The sequence below is a fragment of the Variovorax sp. GW458-11-26-14-LB1 genome, assembly GCF_059423965.1.
This window is the reverse complement of the sequence record NZ_JBWKYW010000031.1, coordinates 17,305-40,446: the sequence shown is the minus strand read 5'-3', so window position 1 is coordinate 40,446 and position 23,142 is coordinate 17,305. Positions and strand designations below refer to the sequence as shown.

Annotated in this window: 20 protein-coding genes; 10 read left to right on the top strand and 10 right to left on the bottom strand. The window is 67.6% G+C overall.

What is annotated here, in order from left to right:
- Positions 1-3 precede the first annotated feature (3 nt).
- On the bottom strand, positions 4-1,245 hold the full coding sequence (locus tag AC07YS_RS19975; RefSeq protein WP_062472232.1) for a 3-methyl-2-oxobutanoate dehydrogenase (2-methylpropanoyl-transferring) subunit alpha: 1,242 nt from the start codon (positions 1,243-1,245) through the stop codon (positions 4-6).
- A gap of 207 nt (positions 1,246-1,452) precedes the next feature.
- Here AC07YS_RS19975 and AC07YS_RS19970 point away from each other — a divergent pair, with 207 nt between their 5' ends.
- Both AC07YS_RS19970 and AC07YS_RS19965 read left to right on the top strand, forming a co-directional pair.
- A complete protein-coding gene (locus AC07YS_RS19970) occupies positions 1,453-3,243 on the top strand; it encodes a SulP family inorganic anion transporter (RefSeq protein WP_495273737.1) in 1,791 nt (596 codons plus the stop codon).
- Between the two features lie 98 nt (positions 3,244-3,341).
- On the top strand, positions 3,342-4,316 hold the full coding sequence (locus tag AC07YS_RS19965) for a metallophosphoesterase family protein (RefSeq protein ID WP_495269690.1): 975 nt from the start codon (positions 3,342-3,344) through the stop codon (positions 4,314-4,316).
- Here AC07YS_RS19965 and AC07YS_RS19960 read toward each other — a convergent pair.
- Positions 4,285-4,899: a DUF308 domain-containing protein gene (locus AC07YS_RS19960; RefSeq protein WP_495269691.1), complete on the bottom strand. Its 615-nt coding sequence runs from the start codon at positions 4,897-4,899 to the stop codon at positions 4,285-4,287. The genes AC07YS_RS19965 and AC07YS_RS19960 overlap by 32 nt on opposite strands.
- Positions 4,900-5,049: 150 nt before the next feature.
- Here AC07YS_RS19960 and AC07YS_RS19955 point away from each other — a divergent pair, with 150 nt between their 5' ends.
- Positions 5,050-6,519: an HD domain-containing phosphohydrolase gene (locus AC07YS_RS19955; RefSeq protein ID WP_495269692.1), complete on the top strand. Its 1,470-nt coding sequence runs from the start codon at positions 5,050-5,052 to the stop codon at positions 6,517-6,519.
- A 25-nt stretch (positions 6,520-6,544) separates the two neighbouring features.
- Here AC07YS_RS19955 and AC07YS_RS19950 read toward each other — a convergent pair whose 3' ends face one another.
- The gene (locus AC07YS_RS19950; RefSeq protein ID WP_495269693.1) at positions 6,545-10,090 is read right to left on the bottom strand and encodes an indolepyruvate ferredoxin oxidoreductase family protein; all 3,546 of its coding nucleotides are present in this window, start codon (positions 10,088-10,090) and stop codon (positions 6,545-6,547) included.
- A gap of 236 nt (positions 10,091-10,326) precedes the next feature.
- Here AC07YS_RS19950 and AC07YS_RS19945 point away from each other — a divergent pair, with 236 nt between their 5' ends.
- Complete coding sequence (locus tag AC07YS_RS19945) at positions 10,327-11,241, top strand: LysR family transcriptional regulator (protein WP_235926729.1); 915 nt, start codon at positions 10,327-10,329, stop codon at positions 11,239-11,241.
- A gap of 9 nt (positions 11,242-11,250) precedes the next feature.
- Here the strand turns inward: AC07YS_RS19945 and AC07YS_RS19940 are convergent, their stop codons facing one another.
- On the bottom strand, positions 11,251-11,904 hold the full coding sequence (locus AC07YS_RS19940; RefSeq protein ID WP_492685956.1) for a dihydrofolate reductase family protein: 654 nt from the start codon (positions 11,902-11,904) through the stop codon (positions 11,251-11,253).
- Positions 11,905-11,975: 71 nt separating this feature from the next.
- On the opposite strand from AC07YS_RS19940, the gene AC07YS_RS19935 reads away from it, so the two are divergent.
- Entirely contained in the window at positions 11,976-12,410 is a 435-nt protein-coding gene (locus AC07YS_RS19935) for a VOC family protein (RefSeq protein ID WP_495269694.1), read from the top strand.
- A gap of 65 nt (positions 12,411-12,475) precedes the next feature.
- Here AC07YS_RS19935 and tuf read toward each other — a convergent pair whose 3' ends face one another.
- Positions 12,476-13,672 (bottom strand): elongation factor Tu, encoded by a 1,197-nt coding sequence (gene tuf, locus AC07YS_RS19930; RefSeq protein WP_495269695.1) that lies wholly within the window; start codon positions 13,670-13,672, stop codon positions 12,476-12,478.
- 1,468 nt (positions 13,673-15,140) lie between these two features.
- Here tuf and AC07YS_RS19925 point away from each other — a divergent pair.
- Both AC07YS_RS19925 and AC07YS_RS19920 read left to right on the top strand, forming a co-directional pair.
- Positions 15,141-15,485: a hypothetical protein gene (locus tag AC07YS_RS19925; RefSeq protein ID WP_492694371.1), complete on the top strand. Its 345-nt coding sequence runs from the start codon at positions 15,141-15,143 to the stop codon at positions 15,483-15,485.
- Positions 15,486-15,675: 190 nt separating this feature from the next.
- Complete coding sequence (locus AC07YS_RS19920) at positions 15,676-15,936, top strand: hypothetical protein (protein WP_495269696.1); 261 nt, start codon at positions 15,676-15,678, stop codon at positions 15,934-15,936.
- Between the two features lie 397 nt (positions 15,937-16,333).
- On the opposite strand, the gene AC07YS_RS19915 is transcribed toward AC07YS_RS19920, so the two are convergent.
- From AC07YS_RS19915 to AC07YS_RS19905, 3 genes are all read right to left on the bottom strand, one after another.
- Positions 16,334-16,831, bottom strand: coding sequence for a hypothetical protein (locus AC07YS_RS19915; protein ID WP_495269697.1), 498 nt, complete (start codon positions 16,829-16,831; stop codon positions 16,334-16,336).
- A 218-nt stretch (positions 16,832-17,049) separates the two neighbouring features.
- Positions 17,050-17,313, bottom strand: coding sequence for a hypothetical protein (locus AC07YS_RS19910; RefSeq protein WP_495269698.1), 264 nt, complete (start codon positions 17,311-17,313; stop codon positions 17,050-17,052).
- Between the two features lie 33 nt (positions 17,314-17,346).
- On the bottom strand, positions 17,347-17,745 hold the full coding sequence (locus AC07YS_RS19905) for an SMI1/KNR4 family protein (protein WP_495269699.1): 399 nt from the start codon (positions 17,743-17,745) through the stop codon (positions 17,347-17,349).
- A 102-nt stretch (positions 17,746-17,847) separates the two neighbouring features.
- Here AC07YS_RS19905 and AC07YS_RS19900 point away from each other — a divergent pair, with 102 nt between their 5' ends.
- Positions 17,848-18,081, top strand: coding sequence for an ATP-binding protein (locus tag AC07YS_RS19900; RefSeq protein ID WP_082818010.1), 234 nt, complete (start codon positions 17,848-17,850; stop codon positions 18,079-18,081).
- A gap of 129 nt (positions 18,082-18,210) precedes the next feature.
- Here AC07YS_RS19900 and AC07YS_RS19895 read toward each other — a convergent pair whose 3' ends face one another.
- The gene (locus tag AC07YS_RS19895; protein ID WP_307590715.1) at positions 18,211-18,591 is read right to left on the bottom strand and encodes a cupin domain-containing protein; all 381 of its coding nucleotides are present in this window, start codon (positions 18,589-18,591) and stop codon (positions 18,211-18,213) included.
- Between the two features lie 168 nt (positions 18,592-18,759).
- Positions 18,760-20,472, bottom strand: coding sequence for a phospholipase D-like domain-containing protein (locus AC07YS_RS19890; protein WP_495269700.1), 1,713 nt, complete (start codon positions 20,470-20,472; stop codon positions 18,760-18,762).
- 208 nt (positions 20,473-20,680) lie between these two features.
- Between AC07YS_RS19890 and AC07YS_RS19885 the strand changes: the two genes are divergently transcribed.
- Both AC07YS_RS19885 and AC07YS_RS19880 read left to right on the top strand, forming a co-directional pair.
- Positions 20,681-21,364 carry a response regulator gene (locus AC07YS_RS19885; protein ID WP_159277998.1) on the top strand — a complete coding sequence of 228 codons (684 nt, stop codon included), beginning with the start codon at positions 20,681-20,683 and terminating at the stop codon, positions 21,362-21,364.
- 2 nt (positions 21,365-21,366) lie between these two features.
- A complete protein-coding gene (locus AC07YS_RS19880; RefSeq protein WP_495269709.1) occupies positions 21,367-23,127 on the top strand; it encodes a hybrid sensor histidine kinase/response regulator in 1,761 nt (586 codons plus the stop codon).
- Positions 23,128-23,142: the final 15 nt, after the last annotated feature.

The window sequence follows — 23,142 nt, the reverse complement described above, 5'->3', positions numbered from 1 at the left end:
CTGTCACCCCTCGGACGCCAGCTGTTCGCGCTGGCGCTTCAGGTGCTCGGGCATGTCCTTGTAGACGTCCTCGAACAGGGCGGCGTCGCCCGCGACATGGCCGTCGGCCATCGAGCCGAAGCGCTCGGCCTCCTTCACCGCGGTGTTCACCTGCGCCTGCATGTCGGCCTGCGTCTGCGCGTGCTCCTGCTGCGACCACGCGCCGATCGCCGTCAGGTGCTGCGCCAGGCGCGCGATCGGATCGCCCAGCGGGAAATGCGCCCAGTCGTCGGCCGGGCGGTAGCGCGACGGGTCGTCCGAGGTCGAATGGGCGCCGGCGCGGTAGGTGACCCACTCGATCAGCGTCGGCCCCAGGTTGCTGCGGGCGCGCTCGGCCGCCCAGCGCGAGGCCGCCAGCACCGCGAGGAAGTCGTTGCCGTCGACGCGCAGCGAGGCGATGCCGCAGCCCACGCCGCGCGCCGCGAAGGTGGTGGCCTCGCCGCCGGCGATGGCCTGGAAGGTCGAGATCGCCCACTGGTTGTTGACCACGTTGAGGATCACCGGCGCGCGGTAGACGTGCGCGAAGGTCAGCGCCGTGTGGAAGTCGGACTCGGCGGTGGCGCCGTCGCCGATCCAGCCCGAGGCGATGCGCGTGTCGCCCTTGATCGCCGAGGCCATGCCCCAGCCCACCGCCTGGATGAACTGCGTGGCCAGGTTGCCCGAGATCGAGAAGAAGCCGGCCCGCTTCATCGAATAGCACACCGGCAGCTGGCGCCCCTTGAGCGGGTCGCGCTCGTTGGACATCAGCTCGCAGGTCAGCTCCAGCAGCGTCACGTCGTCGCGCGCCAGCAGCAGGCCCTGCTGGCGGTAGGTGGGAAAGCACATGTCGCCCTGCTGCAGCACCAGCGCGTGGCCGGTGGCGATGGCCTCTTCGCCCAGGCACTGCATGTAGAAGGAGATCTTCTTCTGCCGCTGCGCGATCAGCATGCGGGCGTCGAAGGCGCGTGTCTTCATCATCGCGCGCAGGCCGCGGCGCAGCAGCTCGGGGTCGGCCGGCGGCGCCCACGGGCCGACGGCGCGGCCGTCGTCGTCGAGCACGCGCACCAGCGTGTAGGCCAGGTCGCTGGTGTCGGCCGGCGATGCGTCGACCGGGGGTTTTCGCACCTCGCCGGCACGCGACAGGTGCAGGTAGGAGAAATCGGTCTCGTGCCCCGGCCGCCCGGTGGGCTCCGGTACATGCAGACGAAGAGATGTGCCTTGGCTCATCGCGTTGTCTCCGCGCTCGATGGCATCGCGCGCCACCACAGCCTAGCGAATTTCGGGCGCGGGCGCAGCCGGTCAAGTGCGTGTTTCGCAGGCGACCGGGGCGCAGGGGCGGGGAGGGGCGCGCGGCCCGCGCCGGCACCCGTGTCTTCCCCTTTGCCTTTCCCGGCGCGCCTCTGCACTGTCCGTCCACCCTGTGGCCCGCGGCGCATGAACGACCTGGAACCTCCACCCCCTCACTCCGAACCCGGCCGCGGTGCGCCGCGGGCGAAGGCCGCCGATGCGGCCGGATGGCGCCGCTGGCTGCCGGGGCTGCGCACGCTGCACAGGTACGAACTGGCCTGGCTGCGGCACGACATCGTGGCCGGGCTGGTGCTGACCACGATGCTGGTGCCCGTCGGCATCGCCTACGCGCAGGCGTCGGGCGTCCCCGGCATCCACGGCCTCTACGCGACCATCGTGGCGTTGCTCGCGTACGCCGTGTTCGGCCCCAGCCGGATCCTGGTGCTGGGCCCGGATTCCTCGCTGGCGGCCCTCATCCTGGCCGTCGTCCTTCCGCTGTCGGGCGGCGACCCGCAGCGCGCCATCGCCCTGGCGGGCCTGATGGCGATCGTGTCGGGCACGGTGTGCATCCTCGCGGGCGTTGCGCGCCTGGGCTTCGTCACCGAGCTTCTTTCCAAGCCGATCCGCTACGGCTACATGAACGGCATCGCGTTGACCGTGCTGATCAGCCAGCTGCCCAGGCTGCTGGGTTTTTCGGTCGAGGGCGACGCACCGCTGGCGACCCTGAAGGCCATCGCCGTGTCGGTGATGGAGGGCAAGACCCACGCGACCACGCTCATGGTCGGCGCGGGCACCCTGGCCGTCATCCTGCTGCTCAAGGGCCGCCGGCGCGTGCCGGGCATCCTGATCGCCGTGGTGGGCGCGACCGTGGCCGTCGGCGTGCTGGGCCTGGCGACGCGCGAGGGGGTGCCGGTGCTCGGCGCCCTCCCACAAGGCCTGCCGGCATTCGGCATCCCGTGGATCACGGCCGCCGACATCGGCCCCGTGCTGATCGGCGGCTGCGCCGTCGCGCTCGTCTCGTTCGCCGATACCAGCGTGCTCTCCCGGGTCTATGCGGCGCGCACCCGCACCCACGTCGACCCGAACCAGGAGATGGTGGCGCTGGGCGCCGCCAACCTAGCGGCCGGATTTTTCCAGGGCTTTGCCGTCAGCAGCAGTTCGTCGCGCACCCCCGTGGCCGAGGCCGCGGGCGCCAGGACCCAGCTGACCGGCGTTGTTGGCGCACTGGCCGTTGCCCTGCTGCTGGTGGCGGCGCCGGACCTGCTGAAGAACCTGCCCACCAGCGCACTGGCCGCGGTCGTCATCGCATCGGCCATCGGCCTGATCGAGATTGCCGACCTGCGGCGGATCTACCGCATCCAGCGCTGGGAGTTCTGGCTGTCGATCGCATGCACGGTCGGCGTGGTCGTGCTGGGCGCCGTCGAGGGCATCGGCCTGGCCATCGTGATCGCGGTCATCGAATTCCTGTGGGATGCCTGGCGCCCCTATTCCGCGGTGCTGGGGCGCGCCGACGGCGTCAAGGGCTACCACGACATCACGCGCTATCCCGACGCGCGCCTCATTCCGGGCCTGGTTTTGTTTCGCTGGGATGCCCCGCTGTTCTTCGCCAATGCCGAGCTGTTCCGCGACCGGGTGGGCGACGCCATCGCGTCGTCGCCCGCGCCGGTGCGTTGGCTGGTTGTCGCGGCGGAGCCCGTCACCAGCGTGGACGTGACTTCCGCCGACATGCTGGCCGAGCTGGTCGACAGCTTGCGGGACGCCGGCATCCAGTTGTGCTTTGCCGAGATGAAGGACCCCGTCAAGGACAAGCTGAAGCGCTTCGGGCTCTTCGCGCGGCTGGGCGAAGCCGCGTTCTTTCCGACCGTCGGTGCCGCCGTCAGCGGGTACCTCAAGACCCATCCGGTGGAGTGGGTCGACTGGGAAGACGAGGGGCGCTGAGCCCTTTGCGGCCCGCGGCATGCGCCTCCCATGGATGGGGGAGGCGACGTTTCGGGGCGGCTCCTAGCATCCGCGCACCCACAACGAGGAGCCTCCCGATGAAGATCGCCTTTACTTCCTGCTTCAGTGCCCAGACCTTCAAGGAACAACCTGTCTGGACCCAGGTGGGCGCGTCCGGCGCCACGCACCTGGTGCTGCTGGGCGACTCGGCCTACTACGACGCGGACGGCTCCAGCATGGGCGCGGTCAAGGCCATGGGCGCCAACGACTTCGCGGTCCATGCCTTCGGCCGGCTGCGCGACCAGCTGAACCAGAAGGAGTTCGCCAAGCTCGTGCGCAAGACCGACCTGCAGATCCATCCGATCTGGGACGACCACGACTTTCTGTGGAACGGCGCCTGCGGTGCGCAGATCGAGGGACAGCCGTCCTATCGGCATTTGCTGGACCCGACCCGCGCGGCGTTCCAGGAATACCGCAAGGCGCTGGATTCACACGATCCGAAGACCTTTCCCAAGGCCGGCGATCCCTGGGCCTCGGGCGTTCCCGAACCCGGCTACCGGCCCCTCATGCTGAGCAACGCCAATGATCCAGACGGCGCCGTGATGCTGCACCTCACCGACGGCCGCAGCTACAAGACCAAGGGCGGCGAGGACGCCGTGCTCGGCAAGAAGCAGATGAGCAAACTGAAGAAGGCCATCGAAGACTCGGACGAGAGGACCGTGCACCTGATCGCCAGCGGCCTCACCTTCGAAGCCCGCCACGGCGAGACCTGGATGGATTGCGCGGCCGAGCACGCCGCGATCCTCAAGCTCGCGGAGAAGCGCCGCATCCTCATCCTCAGCGGCGACGTGCACGAGAACCGCTTCGCCGTGCCGTGGCCGGCCGGCCCCTGGAGCTTGTTCGAGGCTACGTCCTCCGGCGCCGCGCTGCGCACGGCCGTCACCGTCGGTGCGCTGCAGCGCAACTGGGGGCTGGTCGACATCACGAAGGACCAGGTGAACATCGAGCTGTCGCAGCTGAACATGGACACGCGCCGCCGCGTCATCGACCGCCAGAAGTGGAAGATGCTGTAGGCGTGGCGGCGAGCGAGTTCACGGGCCGCTCCTGCGGCTTGCGAAGCAGGATCACGAGGCCGGAGATCAGGAAATACACGGCGCCCACCGTCGCATAGCCTGCGAGCGTCTGCAGGACCGGGGCGTCGGTGCCTTGCCGCGCGACGAAGAGGCCGCCGGCCAGCGCAGACTGCGCGCCGCTCAGCATCATCACCCACTGCCCCCGATGGCGCTTTCGGCGGCGAACGGCCGTCGCCAGCTGCAGCAGGCCCGACACGATGGCCCAGGCGCCGAAGATGGCCAGGCCGATCTGGAGCCCGAGCACCAGCGAGGCCACCACGGCCACGGTGACCAGCGCGCTGATCCACGTGTTCAGCATCTGGCTGGGGTTGGCCCGGGGGCCGCCGGTCATCCGGGCGTCCACCAGGTTCGCCAGCGCGTCCCACGCCGGATAGACGACCAGCAGGATTGCCGTCAGCACCGGCGACTGCCTGGCGACGCTGAAGGCCAGCGCGACCCACACGAAGGAAAAGGCCGCGCGGGTGAAGTAGAGCTTGCGCAGCCAGGCGGCCGGCTGCAGAGGGGGTTGGATGATGTCGGGCATGAAAGGGTGTGGGTAGGAGGAGAGGGCGCGCCTCGCACGAGGCGGGTGCAACGATTCTTCTGCGTTCCCCCGGACCACGGTATCGGTCGAATGACCGACACGCGCCGAACCGACGGCTGTGCGATGCTGTGCGCTCGCCCCCGCGATCCCATGCCCGAAGACACCACCCTCACCGCTTTCGACGCGGCCCGCGCGCTCGCCTTCATCGGCGACCTGAGCATGGGCCAGCCCATCGACCATTCGCTGCGCACCGCCTGGCTGGCCGGCATGATCGCGACGCAGGCCGGCTGCCACGCGGCGCAGGTCGAGGTCGCGCAGCACGTGGCGCTGCTGCGCTGGTCGGGCTGCACGGCGAACGCTCAGGAGTTCGCGGACTTCCTGGAAGACGACGTGCTGGGGCGGCGAGCCCTTCTGGCCTCCGCGCAACCGCGCCTGCGCCAGCCCCACCAGGCGGCCATTCCCGGGGCCGTCGTGGCGATGGCCCAGATCCATTGCGAGATTGCCGGCGACATCGCGAACATGCTCGGCCTGGGGCCCGAGGCCGAAGCCGCACTGCGCGCCGTCTTCGAAGCCTACGACGGCAGCGGCGTCCCCGGCCTGCTGCAGGGCGAGGGCGTGCCGCTGGCCACCTACGTCGTGGCCCTGGCGAGCGATCTGGAAATCTTCAGCCGCCTCTACGGGCTCGACGAAGCCCTCACGCTCGCGCGGGGGCGCGCCGACAGCCTCTACCCCGGCTTCCTGGTCGACGCCTGCGCACCGCACGCTGCGGCGTGGATGACGCGGCTGGATGCGTCGCCCGCGCCGTGGACCGATGCCGCCGATCCGCCGGTGTCGATGCGTCGGCGCGTCGGGCTGGAACTCGTCGGCGACGTGAGCGATCTCAAGCTGCCGTGGATGACGGGCTACTCGCGGCGCGCGGCCCGCCTGGCGCGCGATTGCGCCGCCCAACTGGGCATGAGCGAAGCGATGTGCCATCGCATCCACCGGGCCGGCCTGATCCACGGCATCGGGCGGGCCGCGGTTCCCAACGCCATCTGGAATGCGCCCGAGCCGTTGCCGGCCGCGTCGATGGAGCGCCTGCGGCTCGTGCCGTACTGGACGTCCCGCGCGGCGGGGCAGATCGACGGCCTTGCGGCAGAAGCCGAGATCGCCTCGTTCGCTTTCGAGCGGCGCGATGGCTCCGGTTACTTCCGTGGCCGCTCCGGCGCGTCGATGCCGCTCGAAGGGCAGGTCGTCGCGGCGGCCGAGCAGTGGGTGTCGCACCGCACCCGCCGCCCGTGGCGACCCGAACTGACCGACGCCCAGGCGCGCGATCGCATGCAGGCGGACGCCGAAGCCGGCCGTTTCGACGCGGAGGTCATCAGTGCACTGCTCGCCTGCGCGCTCTCGGGCGCGCCCGCGAAGCCCGCGATGCCCGCGCAGGACGACGCGTCGCTGTCCCAGCGCGAGCTGGACGTCCTGCGCTGCATCAGCCAGGGCGACAACACGAAGCAGGTCGCGCGTGCGCTGGGCATCAGTGCGAGCACGGTGCGCACGCACGTCGAACGCGTGTTTCGCAAGCTCGGTTGCTCGACCCGCGCGGCCGCCACGCTGAAGGCCTCTGCCAGAGGTCTGCTATAGCGGGACGCGCCGGCCGCCCCATCGACTAAGCGGCCACAGGCTCCGGCCGAACCGCCCGCGCAGGCGCTGCGCTGTCGAGCTGCCCACGCAGCATCTCCCACCGCACGCGCGCCGACACGATGCTTTCTTCCTTCACGTGCCCGAAGCCGCGGATCTGCTCCGGCAGGCGCGCCAGCGACAGGGCGGTGTCGAAGTCGATGCGCTCGAAGCGCGCGAGCAGGTCTTCGACCATCGCGCGGTAGTCGGCAGCCAGCTGGCGCTCCATGCGGCGCTCGGCGGTGCGGCCGAACGGATCGAGCGCCGTGCCGCGCAGGCCGCGCAGCTTCGCGAGCACGCGGAAGGCGCCGAGCATCCACGGGCCGAAGCTGGTCTTCAGCGCGCGGCCTTCGGCGTCGCGCCGGCCCAGCACCGGCGGTGCGAGGTGAAAGCGCAGCACCGGCTTGCCTTCGAACTGCTCGCCGAGCTTTTCCATGAAGCGCGGGTCGGCATACAGGCGCGCCACCTCGTACTCGTCCTTGTAGGCCATGAGCTTGAACAGGCCCGAAGCCACGGCTTTGGCGAGCACCGTGCTGCCGCGCGTGCGTTGCTCCGCGTCGCGCACGCGTTCGACGAGGTCTGCGTAGCCGCGTGCGTAGGCCGCGTTCTGGTAGGCCGTGAGGAACGCGGTGCGGTCGGCCACCAGCGCCTCGAAGCTCTGGGGCTTCTGCAGCGACACCACCTGCGCCGGCGCGGCCTGGCGCGTGACGGCTGCGAGGTCGAGCGCCGCCTTGCGGCCCCAGCGGAACGCGGCCTGGTTGGCCTTCACGGCCACGCCGTTGATCTCGATGGCCTTGTCGAGCGCCTGCGCCGACAGCGGCACGAACCCCTTCTGGAACGCGAAGCCCAGCAGGAACAGGTTGGCCGCGATGGCGTCGCCCATGAGGCGCGTGGCCAGCTGCGTCGCGTCGATGAAGTCGGCGCGGCCCTCGACCGATTCCTCGATGAGCGCACGCACCTGCGCGGCCGGGAACTGCCAGTCGGGCTGCTGCGCGAAGTGCCCGGTCGGCTGCTCGAAGGTGTTGACCAGCGCATAGGTGCGGCCTGGCCGCATGCGCGCGATGGCGTCGGGCGCGCCGGCCGTGAGCATGTCGCAGCCCAGGATCAGGTCGGCCTCGCCGGTGGGAATGCGCTGCGCCTTCAGCTGCGCCGCGTCGCGCGCGATGCGCACGTGCGACGTGACCGATCCGTTCTTCTGCGACATGCCCGTCATGTCGAGCACGCTCACGCCCTTGCCTTCGAGGTGCGCCGCCATGCCGATCAGCGCGCCGATGGTGATCACGCCCGTGCCGCCGATGCCGGTAATGAGGATGTTGTGCATGCCGTCCAGCGCGAGCGGCGCCGGCGCGGGCAGGGCGGGTTCCTCGGCGGCCTTCACGGCCACGCGGGCGTGCTTGCGCGGCTTCACGCCTTCGACCGTCACGAAGCTCGGGCAGAAGCCCTTGATGCACGACTCGTCGGCGTTGCACGCGCTCTGGTCCACGCTGCGCTTCAGGCCCAGGTCGGTTGGCTTGGGCAGCAGCGCGGTGCAGTTCGACTGCTCGCCGCAGTCGCCGCAGCCTTCGCACACGGCGTCGTTGATGAACACGCGCCGCGCGGCTTGCGGGAACTCGCCCTTCTTGCGGCGACGGCGCTTCTCGGCCGCACACACCTGGTCATAGATCAGCACCGACACGCCCTCGAAGCCGCGCAGCTCGCGCTGCACCGCGTCCATGTCGTCGCGGTGGTGCACGCTCAGCGCAAAGAGGCCGTCGCGGTCGGGCGGCAGCAGGCTGCGGTCGGCCCAGCGCGTCGGGTCTTCGGCCACCAGCGCGAGGCGCTTCACGCCTTCGGCCGCCACCTGGTGCGCGATGCGCGGCACGGTGATCGGCCCGTCGACCGGCTGGCCGCCCGTCATCGCGACCGCGTCGTTGTAGAGGATCTTGTAGGTGATGTTCACGCCCGCCGCCACGGCCGCGCGAATGGCCAGCGAACCCGAGTGGTAGTAGGTGCCGTCGCCCAGGTTCGCGAACACATGCTTGCGCTTGGAGAACCACGCCTGCCCCAGCCACGGCGCGCCTTCGCCGCCCATGTGCGTGGTGGTGCGGTTGTGCTCGGGGTAGATGGCCGTGGCCATCACGTGGCAGCCGATGCCCGCGAGCGCCAGGCTGCCTTCGGGCACCTTGGTCGACGTGTTGTGCGGGCAGCCCGCGCAGTACCAGGCCGGGCGCGAGGGCGTGGCCACGGCCTTGCCGAGCACCACGTCTTTCGCGTCGAGGATCGCCAGCCGCATGCGGATGCGGTCGCTGGTGTGAAAGCGCGCCACGCGCCCGGCGATGACGCGCGCGATCTGCGCCACCGAGAAATCGGCCGTGGCCGGCAGCAGCCACTGGCCGCGCGGGTGCGCGCCCCATTCGCCCTGCTCGTCGAACTTGCCGATGACGCGCGGGCGCACGTTCTCGCGCCAGTTGTACAGGTGCTCCTTGAGCTGGTATTCGACGATCTGGCGCTTCTCTTCGACCACCAGGATTTCTTCGAGCCCGTCGGCAAACTCGCGGATCGAATCGGGCTCCAGCGGCCAGGGCATCGACACCTTGAACAGCCGGATGCCGATGCGCGCGGCTTCGTCGGCGTCGATGCCGAGTTCTTCCAGCGCTTCGAGCACGTCGCGGTACGACTTGCCCGAGGCCACGATGCCCAGCCGCGCCTGCGGCGAATCGATGGTCACGCGGTTCAGGCGGTTCTCGCGCGCATAGGCGATGGCGGCGTAGATCTTGTAGTCCTGCATCAGCGCTTCCTGCTTGCGCGCCTGCACGCCGAGCGTGTCGGTCGACAGCCGCGCATGCACGCCGCCGGGCGGGAACGCGAAGTCTTTCGGCAGGCGCGTGTGCACGTCGAGCGCGCCGGCGGCAATCGAGCCCGACGACTCCACCGTGTCGGCCAGCGCCTTGAAGCCGACCGGAAGGCCGGCAAAGCGCGACATCGCAAAGCCGTGCAGGCCCAGCTCGATGTATTCCTCCACGCTCTGCGGATAGAGCATCGGGATCATCGAGGCGGCGAACAGGTGATCGCTCTGATTGGGCAGGGTAGAGGAAGACGCGCCGTGGTCGTCGCCCGCCACCAGCAGGATGCCGCCCTTCGGCGAGGTGCCCGCGTGGCTCATGTGCTTGAACACGTCGCCGCAGCGGTCCACGCCGGGCGCCTTGCCGTACCACATGGCGAACACGCCGTCGACCGCGCTCTCGCCGGTCAGATGCACCTGCTGCGTGCCCCACACGGCGGTGGCGGCCAGCTCTTCGTTCACGCCGGGCAGGAACTTGACGGCGTTGGCTTCGAGCTGCGGCTGGGCTTTCCACAGCGCTTCGTCCAGGCCGCCGAGCGGCGAGCCGCGGTAGCCCGAGACAAAGCCCGCGGTGTTCAGGCCGGCCTGCTGGTCGCGCCATTTCTGCACGAGCATGAGGCGCACCAGCGCCTGGATGCCGCTCAGGTAGATCCGGCCTTCGGTGGCCGTGTATTTGTCGTCCAGCGCAACGCTGGCGAGTTCGTGGGTTGCCATGAGAGAAAAGACTCCGGGTAGGACTCGTGGAATGCGGGCGTGGCCCCGGTAGAGGGCCGGCCCGCGAAACGCCTCGCCGGGGTTGCCGCCGAGACAGCGACGATTCTTTCGCACCCCGGCCCGAAAGTGCTTCTTCGTTTCGACGGGGAAACCCGCATTCCGGAAGAACCATCGCCACCGCCGTCGATTCGCCGAAAGGCCTTCGGCTGCGCGTCCACAACGGCACAGGCCCGACAATGTCCGCCCGATCGACCGAGGACCCGATGAGACCCGACCTGGATTCGCTGGCGCTGTTCCTGCGCGCCATTGAGCACGGCAGCCTGTCCAAGGCGGCCGCCGAGAGCCACATGGTGCTGTCGGCCGCGAGCCGGCGCCTGGCCATCCTCGAGAGCCAGCTCGGCGTGGGGCTGCTCAACCGCACCTCGAAGGGCGTGACGCCCACGGGCGCGGGCGAGTCGCTGGCCATGCATGCGCGCCAGATCCTGCGCGACGTGGACCGCATGCGCGCCGACCTGTCGGACTACGCGCAGGGCGCCACCGGCCGCGTGCGGCTGCACGCCAACGCGTCGGCCATGGGCCAGTTCCTGCCCGACGACGTGGCGAGCTTTCGGCTGCGCTACCCCGAGATCCGCGTGAGCGTGGAAGAGCACCGCAGCGTCTACATCGTGCAGGCGATTCGCGACCGCCAGGCCGACGTGGGCGTGATCACCAGCGAGGCGGTCGACCCGGCGCTGCACTTCATTCCGTACCGCACCGACCGGCTCGTGGCCATCGTGCGCCAGAAGCATCCGTGGCGCGGGCGCGAGGTGTCGTTCGAAGAACTGCTCGACTTCGACTTCGTGGGGCTCGAAGACGACTCGGCCATCTCCCGCACCATGGAAGACGCCGCGATGAGCGCGCGCAAGGTGCTGCGCCTGCGTGTGCGCGTGAAGAGCTTCGAGGCCGTGTGCCGGATGATCGAAGCGGGAATGGGCGTGGGCATCCTGCCCGAGGGCGCGGCGGTGACCTACCGCAAGGAGATGAAGCTGCGCTTCATCAACCTCACCGATGCGTGGGCTTCACGCCGGATGTACCTGTGTACGCGGCAGGAGGCGTTGAGTTTTCCGCAGCGTCGGTTGGTGGACCATTTGTTGGCGCGCGGGATGCCGTAGGGCGCGGGTTCATTCGGAGCGACGCAGGAACACATGCATGGCGCGCTCGCCCGCCACCTGCCGTTCGCAGCGGTAACCCAGCGCCGGCAGATCCAGGCCTGCGAACAGCGCTTCCCCCTGGCCCAGCAGCACCGGCCGCAAAGCCAGGTGCAATTCGTCGATCAGGCCGGCCTTCAGGTATTCGCGCACGGTGGCCACGCCACCGCCCACCCGCACATCACGCCCACCCGCGGCGGCCCGTGCCTGCGCCAGCGCGTCGTGGATGCCGCCGGTGACGAAGTGGAAGGTGGTGCCGCCCTGCATCGTCAGCGGTGCGCGGGCATGGTGGGTCAGCACGAAGACCGGCACGTGGTAGGGAGGCTCGTCGCCCCACCAGCCTTTCCAGCTCTCGTCGGGCCAGGGACCGCGCACCGGCCCGAACATGTTGCGCCCGAGGATCCAGGCCCCCATATCGGCGAAGCCTTGCTCGGCCATCTCGTTGTCGATGCCGGTCTCGCCATTTGTCTCGCCCGTCTGAAGCATCCGTTGCCAGACGCGCGTGGGCATGAACCAGTCCATGAGTTCGGGGCCGCGAACGCCCAGCGGATGCGCCAGACTCTGGTCCGGGCCGGCCGCGAAGCCGTCGAGCGAAACACCGAAGCTGCGCACAAGCAATCGAGGCATGGGGTCGTCTCCTGCAAAAGCGGAGCCGCAGTGTAGACCTTGCAACACCGTTGAAAGAGGAGCCGAAGGACATGACACTCAAGCGAATGGACAACATCCTGATCGTTGTCGACGATCTGGAAGCGGTGAAGGCGTTCTTTGTCGAGCTGGGCCTGAAGCTCGAGGGCCAGACCACGGTGGAAGGGCCTGCTATCGGCAGCCTCATCGGGCTGGGGGACGTCCGGGCCACCCTCGCCATGCTGCGAACGCCCGATGGGCAGGGAATCGAACTGGACAAGTTCCACACGCCGGATGCGGTCAGGTTCGGGCCTGTGAATGCGCCAGTGAACACCTTGGGTCTTCGCCGCATCATGTTTGCCGTCGATGGCATCGATGCGGTCGTTGCACGGATGCAAGCCCATGGCGCGGAACTCATCGGCCAGATGCAGTACGAGACGTCGTACCGGCTCGCCTACATCCGGGGGCCTGAGGGCATCATCGTCGGGCTTGCCGAGCAGCTCGGCTGAGGCTCAAAAAAAATGCCCCTGCCGCCCGGCAATCGGGCCACAGGGGCAAATGGCGCATCAGCCTTTCAGCCGAGCACCTCGGTCACGATGCCTGCGCCGACGGTCTTGCCGCCTTCGCGCATGGCGAACCGCATGCCGTTCTCGATGGCCACGGGCTTGTTCAGCTCGAAGCTGATCTGCACCTGTGCGCCCGGCTCGACCATGCCGGTCTCGGTGTCGACGCGAATGACACCCGTCACGTCGGTCGTGCCGAAGAAGAACTGCGGCTGGTAGCCCGAGCCGAACGGGGTATGGCGACCACCTTCGTCCTTGCTGAGGACGAAGATCTGTGCGCGCCCCGTCCGGTACGGCTTCAGTGCACCGGGCTTCACGACCACCTGGCCTCGCACGACAGCGTCGCGCTTGACCCCGCGCAGCAGCAGGCCGACGTTCATGCCGGCCCGCGCCTCGGCGACGTCCTTGTGGAAGGACTGCACGCCGGTGACGACCACCTGCGCGTCGCCGTCCGAGCTGAGCCCGACGATTTCCAGGCTGTCACCCACGCGGATCACGCCGCGCTCGACACGGCCGCTGACCACGGTGCCGCGGCCCGCGATGGTGTGCACGCCTTCGACAGGCATCATGAACGGCGCGTCGTAGTCGCGCACCGGATCAGGAATGCACGCGTCCAGCGCGTCCACGAGTTCGACGATGCATTGCACGTCCGGGCCTTCGAGATCACCGCGTTCGGCGGCGGCCAGGGCCTTCAGCGCGCTGCCGAACACGAAGCGGGCATCGTGGTAACCGTGCGCGGCCAGCAGCGCGCCGATCTCCATTTCGATCAGCTGCTCGATCTCCGCACGGTCACTTGCGGCAACGAGGTCCATCTTGTTCACGAACACCACCATGTGGCCGACGTTCACCTGGCGCGCCAGCAGCACATGCTCGATGGTCTGCCGCGCGGCGCCTTCGGTGCCGTCCACCAGCAGGATCGCGCCGTCCATCTGCGAGGCGCCGGTGATCATGTTCTTGATGTAGTCGGCATGCCCGGGGCAGTCGATGTGTGCGTAGTGACGGCCGTCCGACTCGTACTCGACATGCGAGGTATTGATCGTGATGCCGCGCTCGCGCTCTTCCTTCGCGTTATCGATCTGTCCATAGGACAGCGCATCGCCGCCAAAGCGCGCGGCCTGCACGAAGGTCAGAGCAGCCGTCAGCGTCGTCTTGCCATGGTCGACGTGACCGATGGTTCCGACATTCACATGAACCTTGTTGTTCATCATGTTTCTCTCCAGTTTGAGATTGAAAAACCGACGCGATTCGCTGGCCAGGCGAAACGGTCGGCGGGTTGTCGGTGCGCGCGCACCAAACTCGCGGTGCCCGCCATGCGGGCAATAAAAAAGCCTGCCGGGGTGGACCACCCGACAGGCTTTTTTTCTTGCCTGAAGGATGGACCTCCAGGCGCACGAGGGCCTGGGGGCTCTACACGAACCACTCCACGGAGTTGACGCACAGCACTGCGCCGGCAGCGCGTGCGGCGGAAGAAAGAAGCTCTCGTTCGGGGCTCATGTCCAAATCTCCAAGTGGGCAAGCGGAAAACAAAAAACCCGGTGGCTTGAGGCCTACCGGGTCTTGTGAAACTCAGGAGGCCGAGCCTCCAGGTGGAAAGGCTCTAGGAACGCAATTCGGCAAAAAAGGCGCGCAGCGAAGTCACCGCGACTGCGCGGGTCATCGATGCATCTTGCTTGGTCAGGAACTGCTTCATGGGGCTCTCGTGCGGTTGGTGTTGGCCGCAACGTGATGGTTGATCTTTGGGGGGAGCGCAGGCTAACACCGCGATGGCGATCCGGCAACAGGAGCGTTGCACGCATGCAGCAATGGTTGCGCAGTGCTTCGTCGCAGATGCCGGCAGCTCGCGTTCGTGGCGCTGTGGTGCAGGCCGATGCAGATGATGGCGGGTTGAATGACGGATTCTTCGCGAAGAGCTGGGGCCGGGAATGGCCGTATCGGGCCCATAGCAGACATGCGCTCTGCCGCAAAGCGGTCGTTCCGCGCGGGGCGGTTGATGCTCCATGCCTACCGAGCGGGTAAGTGCCGACGTGAAACTCCTTTCTGAACCCGAGCCGCCGAGTCGCTGTTCGTAGAACCGGCAGATGCCATTCATTGGCCTGAAAAGAGGGTCGATTCCCACTAAATTCTGTGGGGCTGCCGGACACGCGGATGTGTGGTTCTGAATTGGGGAGGGCGAAATCTTGGTGGTGGGTGCGCCAAGATGGTCTCGATCTGAGGCAACACCCGGCGACAACCGGACGGTTGCAGGCAGCTCAGATTGACCGAAAAGTTTCCTATGGAAATTCCTGACTCCAACAACGGCTATGGGCTCGTCGATTGCGCAAGCCGTATGGAGGAGTTCGCTAGGCTCTTGCGGGGGGCGGGGTGCTGATGTTCGGCTGAGCTACCAGCCGATCACGCGGCCCGGGTAGTGTCCCTGCTGCGGAAGAACAAGCGCGAGACTACTCCTGTGACACAGTAAGACTAGCGTGCGTTGCCGGGAATGTTGAGTAGGTACTCGCTCTCGTTTTCCTATAGACGCGTCTACCGCCATCGCACAGCGCTCTTGCCGACAGTAGTCCATGCGCCAGTGAGATATCTTGCAGCAGGCAATTCAGAGGTGTCTGGGAGTTCAAGACTTCGGGTTGAGACCGGTCCGAGTCGAAAGACAATGGTGGGTCGAAAAATCCTGGAGGAAGAATGCGACTCCCCATCCTTGCGGTTCTCATCGCTTGCGCAACGACATCGTTGGCCGCTGTCGCCAAAGATGAATTGGTTTATTTCCACGGTCTTGGTGCCGAAGGCTGCGATAAGCACATCGCATGGCGAAGAAACAAGAACGTCATCTATGAAGACGGCGTTGTTCAGTGGTCGTGGGGCTTCATCAGTGCTTTCAACAACGTGGCGCGGGTACAGACGCCGAACAAGACCCTCGCCCCTACAAAGGTGTTGGCGTACCTGGACAAGTACTGCCGAGATCACCCTCTGGAGCCGATCTATGGAGGCGTTGAAGACCTGATCACGGAGCTTGGTGGCCGGCGCTAGACTTGGAAGTTGCAGGGCAACTAGGTCGCCATCATGCGCCCCAGATTCATGTGCGGATGGAAGCACATCTTCAAATCGTGTGACGGCGAGCGCAGGCCTGCTTTGGCGCGTCTCCAATGCGGGATATCACTTCCATCAAGCGAACGCAGGGTACTGGGGCCTGCCTTTCACGCCAAATGTGAGGACCCTTATGGCACACCCTGAGTATTTCGTCGCCTTCGAGGACCATTTGGGTTCCACGCTCGAGGCCTTTGCCGCACATCTGCGATCCATGCCGAAGAAGGTCGTCGGAACCGTCCAGCTATCCGAGCTCTGCTCGATGGCCGACCACCCCAACGGGCTCTACTTTTACTTCGATGATCAGGATGTACTTTGGTATGTCGGCAAGTCCACGAGCCGCAGCTTTATTGAGCGAGTGCCGTCGCACTTCGACCAACGGAAAGATGCCTAGTTCAACACACTACCCAAGCGCATCATGGTGGTGTGTTCAATCGCCGAATACACCGATGCTCACGCCCTTGGCTTGTCGCTGCGGCTGGTGCTCGTCGGAGTAAGATCGAAGCAAACTGCGATTCGGCTGGAGTCCGTTCTGCGCAGCTATCTGCAACCGCACTTGAACGCCGGCAAGGCTCGCGGCCACACCGGGCAAGAGGCTCTGTCTACGTATGTGACCTAGCCCTTCCGTCGAGCGGACGTGCAAAGGTCCGTTTTGCGCCGCTTTCCCCGCCGCTAATGTCGAACGTTGGATGGCCGCTTCTGCAATACGGGGCCGTCACCTTTTGGCCGACTGTAGCCTCGCGTGCGACTCGCGCAAAGGGCCCACAAGAGACATAGCATCTCTGAAGAAGTCATTCAATTTGCGGGGACGTCCGCCTGACACTGGCTGCCCGCCTGAAGAAGACGGCGATGGCCAGCAGTCCCGCAAAGCCAACTCCTTCGAGCCACGCCTCGCCCAGACGGCCATCGATCGCCACCTCCGCAGGGCTTGCCTGCCCTGACCTGTAGGTCACCCAGACATCGTCGGCCAAGAAGCCCACACAGAAGTCCCCGATCTCTTTCGCGCATTCCGTGTGCAAGGAGTACCCGAGCCCATCGAGATGCGTCCCTTGCTGTTTGTCAGTGGCGACCACCCAATTTCGATACTCGTCGTGGTCCGGGAACCTTTTGTTCTGATCGATGAAAGTCCGTGCGTAACGGGAAACGATTTCGATGTGATCTTGCTCGGAGGGGCTGATTCGATGCGTCAGGTGCGTGGCATCAAAACACGCGATGACAAAAATCGGTGCCGCGAGGATCAGAGCGAACCAAGAGATCGCCACGCAAAGGAGCTCCAGCAGGCGCGCCAAGATCGGCGTTCGGTTGCCCTCAACTTGCCGAGCTTGTGCCATTTGGTTTGAGCCTACGTACGAAGAGCGACATTGCTGCCGCAGGCTATCGCGGGCGGGTCCGTGCTTGATGAAGTCCGAATGAAGTCTTGCGACCCAAACGGATTCACACACTTGGATGCCCGCTCCTGGCCGAATCGCGCCGGCGTGAAAAAGGCGGATTGCCGGCTTCCGGTGGCTCAATTGGTCTGAGTTACATAGCCAGAGGTCCAGTTGTCCTCATCGAGCCGATACTCGCTGATGTGGAAGCCTTCGCCTGCGCCAACACCGACGCAGGTTGAGTCGACGACGTTGGGATGATCTCGAAATCCCGGAGCACTTGCCATCCGCTTAACGGCTGCATGGGCGCTTTGGAGCGACCGATAAGCTCCGATCAGTTTTACGTCCTCCTCTTCCTGCGGCAAAAGCAGGTGGACGTGCTGAACGATAAAGACGGTATTCATTGGGCTCAGGGCGTGTATGTCTGGTTCTGGCCGTCAAGAGCCCGCGGTCACAAGGGCTGCGAAGTCGTCAGCGACGCGGACCAACTCGCACGTCTCGTGACGCCAGATGAAGACCTCCGGACCAAGCTCCAGCCCATCCGCGAGAAAGACGAGTTGATCGCCTTCGCCGTTGCCGCCTAGTGGCACCGCGGCTGATGGAAAACCACGCCAGGCTCTCGCACGCTCTGTCTCGGGAACGATGCCATTGAGGGTGCGGGCGAGGCGCCTTCTATCGGAATCGTCCGTGATGGGGTACAGGTCCCAGTCGTCGTTCCTGGTTGCGACTGCGCCTCCGTTGCTTCTCATCATGGCCAGGCGATACGACGTCGGGAAGCTGAAGCCCAACGCTTGCTCAGCAGCCTGCAGGTAACGTTCATCCAAATCGAACGGCATCAAATCCCTTTCATTGAGAGCCGGGGTCGAAAGTCGGCTTCTGGCCGACTGGAGCCGCCGGCATGCTACCTTCCGGACCGATACGGCTCGTTGGAATCACAGATGGACGTACATCAGCCTCGCCGCCCGCACCGACCCGGTTGGCTGCCCGTTGTCGACGCCGCGCGTTGCACGGGTTGCGGCTGGTGCGTCGCTGCGTGCGACCTTCACCTTCTCAGTCTCGAAGTCGAGCAATGGAAGAAGTTGTCGACGCTTCAAGACGCGGATCGGTGCACGGGCTGCAGCGATTGCGCAGTGACTTGCCCTTTTCATGCGATCACCATGCGAAAGGGCTGAAACGCCCCCGGCGCCCGGCTCGCCGCCCAGGCAATCCGCAGACCCGGGCGCGTGAGCCGGATGGTCGCGGGTGTCACGCCCCGTTCGACCATCCCGAAGAAGTCTCTTCCCGAGGCCTCTCACCCCGGCTCAGCTTTGGGGCTTTGCGAATTCCTCTGCGCTCATCATCTCCAGGCCAACGAACGGAGCGTTGCCTTCGACCCATGCGTCGTGGCCCGGCGGAATGGTGTACGACATGCCTTCCTCGATGACGGTCTGCGAGCCGTCATTCATTTGCACGGTGACCCGGCCGGAGACCGCGTACCCGACGTGAGCCACCTGGCAACTGTCCGTGCCCACGACCGGCTTGATGCACTTCGACCAGCGCCACCCGGGCTCGAACTTGAAACGTCCGAGCGTGTAGCCCTCGAGGCGGACCACTTCGACCCGGGTCTTCTCGGGCTCCCGAACCTCATCCGGTTCGTCATGGGATTTCGTCTGAAGCTTGCTGACGTTCATCGGGCTTGCCATCGCGACTCTCCTTGCGACACGAGTGAGCAAACAGTCCGCGGCAGTCTCGTGCCGAACCGCACGTGAACGATGGAATGGTAGTCCTGGGCCACGCGTGCAGTGATCTATTTCTTGCACGAAAGCGCCGCTCTTTCGAAGAGCGTCATGTGGCAGTTTGCGTAAGCCGGGTTACAGAAAATCTTCGTCCACCACCAGCGACAGCACGGACCAGCGCAGTCGTTGGGCCCAGTTCGATTCGGGCTCCCGGTGCAGCACCCAGCGACGTCCGTCGCGCAGGAAGCTCCATTGCAGGCCGCCTCGCAGAGGTACCTCGCTCACGGTGAAGCTCGCGGGCATGCGCACGCGCTGGATCAGGTCGGCCAGCTCGCTGGCCAGCGCGGGGCTGTCGACGATCAGGCCCAGTTCGGTGTTGCAGTGCGCCGAGCGCCGGTCCATGTTCATCGACCCCACGTAGAACCAGCGCCGGTCGACCACCGCCAGCTTGGCGTGCAGGCGACCGAGCGAGCCGCGGCTGCTTTCGGTGTCGCTCCAGGCGGGATGCGCTTCGCCGGCCGGCATCAGCTCATACAGCATGGCGCCCATCTGCAAGAGGGCGCTGCGGTAGCGCGCGTAGCCATAGTGCACCAGCGGCTCGTCGGTGGTGGCGAGCGAATTGGTCATCACCGACACGCGCGCGCCCTCGCGGCTCGCATGGCTCAGGGCCTCGATCATGCGGGGCATGGGCACGAAGTAGGGCGAGACGACGAGCACCTCCGATCGCGCGGTCCGGAAGAGGTCAAGGTTCGCGGCCATGACCGCGCCCTCGCGGCCTTGGGGCGCTGCGGCTTCTTCGACGTTGCCGCCGGCATCGTCAGCGAAGCGACCTGGCACCGCCGCGTCCGCAACCACGCGCACCTGCGCAGGCACCAGCGCGACGCGCCCCTGCGCCAGCTGCGCGCCGACCGGGCCGCGTCCCAGCGCATCGGGTTCGTCGGCAGGCGGCATGAAGCGCGCGAGGTCGCGCACCAGCGCGGCGAAGCGTTCGCGCGCAGGAGCCGCTGCCGGGGCGCTGTCGGCTGCGATGGCTTCGAAGGGGTACGACAGCGGTCCGTTCCAGAAGGCGTCGAAGCTCGCCGACAGCGCGCGCACCGCCGGCCCGGCCAGCAGCGCGTCCATGTCGATGAAGTTCGCCGGCTTGCTGCGCCCGAAGTACTCGTCGGCGATGTTGCGTCCGCCGGTGATGGCGAAGCTGTTGTCGGCAATGAAGAGCTTGTTGTGCATGCGCCGGTTCACGCGGCCGATCTCGTGCAGCGACAGCAGCACGCGCGTGCGCAGGCCACCGCTGCGCACCGGCAGCGGGTTGAAGACGCGAACCTCCACGTTGGCGTGCGCAGCCAGCCCGGCCAGCATCTCGTCGTCTCCGCCCGTGTACAGGTCGTCGACCAGCAGGCGCACGCGCACGCCGCGCTGCGCCGCGTCGCGCAGCTCGCGCATGAACTGCCGCCCCGCGCTGTCCTGGGCCACCACGTAGTACTGCGCGTCGACGGTGTGCTGTGCGGCCTGCGCGAGTGCGATGCGTGCGTCGAAGGCCTGGTCGCCGCCCGGTAGCAGGCGCACGCCGGATACATCGGGCATCGCGGACATCGCGCTGTCCGCAGCCGGCAGCGACAAGGCGGCAATGCGCGCCAGGGGGCTGTCCCCGAGGTCGGTGCGCGCGTGCGACGCGACACGGGGTACCTCGTTGGGCAATGCAGCGCAGCCCGCGAGCAGCGAGACGGCGAGCATGGCCGCGGCGCACAGCCAGCGGGCGAGCGCCGCATGCTGCATCGCCAGGATGCAAAAGCGGCACGCAAGGGGTTCCCATGCGGCACGCAGCGCGGCAAGAGATTGGGGGGTGTTCATGGCGGTCCTCGGTGCATCGGATGCGAAGTGGCGATCGATGCAGCCAGTTTTCCGCGCGGCGCGCGCCGCAACCATTGCGCGCAGCGCCTAGTCCCCGGCGTGGCCATCCGACTAGGCCTTTGGTGTAGGTGCGCACGCTCGCTTCTTGGGGGGCTTTGCGCTAATCTGCATTCAGGACGGGGAGGGTCACCGTAGACGAGAGGCCTGTATGAAGGTTCTGCTGGTCGATGACCACGAGATCGTCTGGAACGGCACGCGCCTCCTGCTGGAGCGCATGGCCGCCGAGATCGAACCCGGCCGTCCCTTCCATTTCGACGCCGTGCGCGACGCCGAGCAGGCCTGCCAGCGCGACCCCGTCGGCATCGACCTGCTGCTGCTCGACTACCACCTGCCCCAGCTGTCCGGGCTGGCGGCGCTCAAGGCCGTGAAGGCGCATTTCGAGGCCACGCCCGTGTGCATGCAGTCGGCGGAAAGCTCGCCGCAGCGCGTGCGCGAGGTCATCGAGGCCGGCGCGGCCGGCTTCATTCCCAAGTCGTACCGGCTCGAGGACATGGAGGCCGCCCTGCGCGTGGTGCTGCGCCACAAGATCTACCTGCCGGCCGAGTTCGTGCTGGCCGACGACGTGACCCGCGCGCGCGACCCCGACGAGCTGCCGCGCGAGGACCTCGCGGGCTTCCTGCGCGTCGAGCTGTCGCCGCGCCAGCGCGAGGTGCTGGCGCTGGCGATGCGGGGCATGCCGGTCAAGCTGATCGCGCGCCAGCTGCTGATTGCCGAGGGCACCGTGAAGGTGCACCTGTCGATGGTCTACCGGGCGCTGGGCGCGCGCAACCGCACCGATGCCATGTGCCGCGTCTTCGACGCGCAGGCGGCATGGGCGCTCGAGGCTGCGTGAGCATGCCCGCCGCGCTGGACGAACTGGACGAACGGCGCCTGCAGGTGGTCGCCGAGCAGGCCGTGGGGTTGCGCTGGCAGATCCTGCTCACCGCCGTCGTCGTCGCGGCCATCGTCTGGCGCGACGTGCCGACGCCCTGGGTGCTCGGCTGGTTCGCGGCGGTGATCGCCAGCCGCGAGTGGCGCGCCGCCGCGCTCGCGCGCATGGCCGCCGACCGCGCCCGCCCCATCGCCGCGCGGCTGCGCGCCACCGTGCACTGGAACGTGCTGATCGGCGCCTGCAACGGCTCCGCGGCGCTGTTCATGGCCCGGCTCGACCCGACGCTGGACGCGGTCCTCACGATGATTCTGGTGTCCTGGGGCGCGGGCGCCGTGTCCACGAGCGCGACCGTGATGCCCGCCTTCCTGGCCTACGCAGGGCTGCTCTTCGTGCCCACGGCCGCCATGTGGCTGGTGGCCGGCGGCTGGCTCGGCGGGGGCGTGGCCGTGCTGGTGCTGATGTTCTTCGGCGTGCAGACGCGTTTTGCCCGGCGCAACCTGCAGACCTTCGAGGAGTCGTTCGGCATCCGCGCCGAGAACCAGGCACTGGCCACCTCGCTGGAGTTCGAGCGCGCGCAACTGGCCATCGCGCGCGACCAGGCGGTGCGCGCCAACAACGACAAGAGCCGCTTCCTGGCCGGCGCCAGCCACGACCTGCGCCAGCCGTTGCAGGCGATGGCGCTCAACGTGGGGGCGCTGCGCCACGTGGCGATGGCGCCCGATGCGCGCGCGATCGTCGAGGTGGTCGACAGCAGCCTGGAGCAGCTGCGCGCCATGCTCGACGCGCTGCTCGACGTCTCGAAACTCGACGCCGGCGTGGTGGTGGCCCAGCCGCAGCGCGTGCAGATCGACCGGCTGCTGACCGCCGTGATGGCCAGCTTCGGCGCCGCGGCGGCGGCGCGCCGGGTCGCGCTGCACACCGACTGCCCGCCCGGCCTGGCGGTGCGCACCGACCCCGACCTGCTGCGCCGCATGCTGGCCAACCTCGTGGACAACGCGATCAAGTTCTCGCCCGCGGGCGGGCAGGTCGAGGTGCGGGTCCGTACGCAGGATGCATCGGACGCCGGGGTCGAGCTGACCGTGCAGGACAGCGGCCCCGGCATCGCACCCGAGAACCACCGGCTCGTGTTCGAGGACCTGGTGCAACTCCAGGCGTCGGGCTCCGGCACCACGCCTGCCGCGGGACATGGCCTGGGCCTGGGCATCGTGCGGCGCATGGCCGAGCTGCTGGGCGTGCCGGTCGAGCTCGAGTCCCGCCTCGGCGCGGGCGCCTGCTTTCGCCTGCGGCTGCCGCGCGCCGCGCCTGCCGGTGCCGACGGCTGCGAGGGGGAGGGCGCCGGCGCGACGTGGAGCCTGGCCGGGCGCTGCGTGCTGGTGCTGGAGGACGACCCTATGGTGCGCGGCGCCTACCTCAACGCGCTGGGCGCGATGGGCTGCCGCGTGCTGTCCGCCGCCACGCTCGACGAGGCGCTGGCGCAGGTCGACGAGCCCGATGCGGTGGTGCTCGACTGCCGGCTCGGCGGCGGCGTCTCGGGCTTCGATGCCGCCGGGCGCCTGCGCGCGCAGCGCGCCGCACAGCCTGCGCTGCCCATCGTCATGGTCACGGCCGACACCGACCCGGCGGTGGTCGAGGCGGCGCGGCGGCAGGCGCTGCCGCTGCTGCGCAAACCTGTCGACGACCAGACGCTCGGCCGCGCGCTGGCCGCGGCCATCGAGCATTCCTGAATCCGCGATCCCTTC

Bases quoted from the DNA above. Each gene is read 5' to 3' on its own strand.
- AC07YS_RS19975 (WP_062472232.1), bottom strand. From the start codon at position 1,245: ATGAGCCAAGGCACATCTCTTCGTCTGCATGTACCGGAGCCCACCGGG.
- AC07YS_RS19970 (WP_495273737.1), top strand. From the start codon at position 1,453: ATGAACGACCTGGAACCTCCACCCCCTCACTCCGAACCCGGCCGCGGT.
- AC07YS_RS19965 (WP_495269690.1), top strand. From the start codon at position 3,342: ATGAAGATCGCCTTTACTTCCTGCTTCAGTGCCCAGACCTTCAAGGAA.
- AC07YS_RS19960 (WP_495269691.1), bottom strand. From the start codon at position 4,899: ATGCCCGACATCATCCAACCCCCTCTGCAGCCGGCCGCCTGGCTGCGC.
- AC07YS_RS19955 (WP_495269692.1), top strand. From the start codon at position 5,050: ATGCCCGAAGACACCACCCTCACCGCTTTCGACGCGGCCCGCGCGCTC.
- AC07YS_RS19950 (WP_495269693.1), bottom strand. From the start codon at position 10,090: ATGGCAACCCACGAACTCGCCAGCGTTGCGCTGGACGACAAATACACG.
- AC07YS_RS19945 (WP_235926729.1), top strand. From the start codon at position 10,327: ATGTCCGCCCGATCGACCGAGGACCCGATGAGACCCGACCTGGATTCG.
- AC07YS_RS19940 (WP_492685956.1), bottom strand. From the start codon at position 11,904: ATGCCTCGATTGCTTGTGCGCAGCTTCGGTGTTTCGCTCGACGGCTTC.
- AC07YS_RS19935 (WP_495269694.1), top strand. From the start codon at position 11,976: ATGACACTCAAGCGAATGGACAACATCCTGATCGTTGTCGACGATCTG.
- tuf (WP_495269695.1), bottom strand. From the start codon at position 13,672: ATGATGAACAACAAGGTTCATGTGAATGTCGGAACCATCGGTCACGTC.
- AC07YS_RS19925 (WP_492694371.1), top strand. From the start codon at position 15,141: ATGCGACTCCCCATCCTTGCGGTTCTCATCGCTTGCGCAACGACATCG.
- AC07YS_RS19920 (WP_495269696.1), top strand. From the start codon at position 15,676: ATGGCACACCCTGAGTATTTCGTCGCCTTCGAGGACCATTTGGGTTCC.
- AC07YS_RS19910 (WP_495269698.1), bottom strand. From the start codon at position 17,313: ATGAATACCGTCTTTATCGTTCAGCACGTCCACCTGCTTTTGCCGCAG.
- AC07YS_RS19905 (WP_495269699.1), bottom strand. From the start codon at position 17,745: ATGCCGTTCGATTTGGATGAACGTTACCTGCAGGCTGCTGAGCAAGCG.
- AC07YS_RS19900 (WP_082818010.1), top strand. From the start codon at position 17,848: ATGGACGTACATCAGCCTCGCCGCCCGCACCGACCCGGTTGGCTGCCC.
- AC07YS_RS19895 (WP_307590715.1), bottom strand. From the start codon at position 18,591: ATGGCAAGCCCGATGAACGTCAGCAAGCTTCAGACGAAATCCCATGAC.
- AC07YS_RS19890 (WP_495269700.1), bottom strand. From the start codon at position 20,472: ATGAACACCCCCCAATCTCTTGCCGCGCTGCGTGCCGCATGGGAACCC.
- AC07YS_RS19885 (WP_159277998.1), top strand. From the start codon at position 20,681: ATGAAGGTTCTGCTGGTCGATGACCACGAGATCGTCTGGAACGGCACG.
- AC07YS_RS19880 (WP_495269709.1), top strand. From the start codon at position 21,367: ATGCCCGCCGCGCTGGACGAACTGGACGAACGGCGCCTGCAGGTGGTC.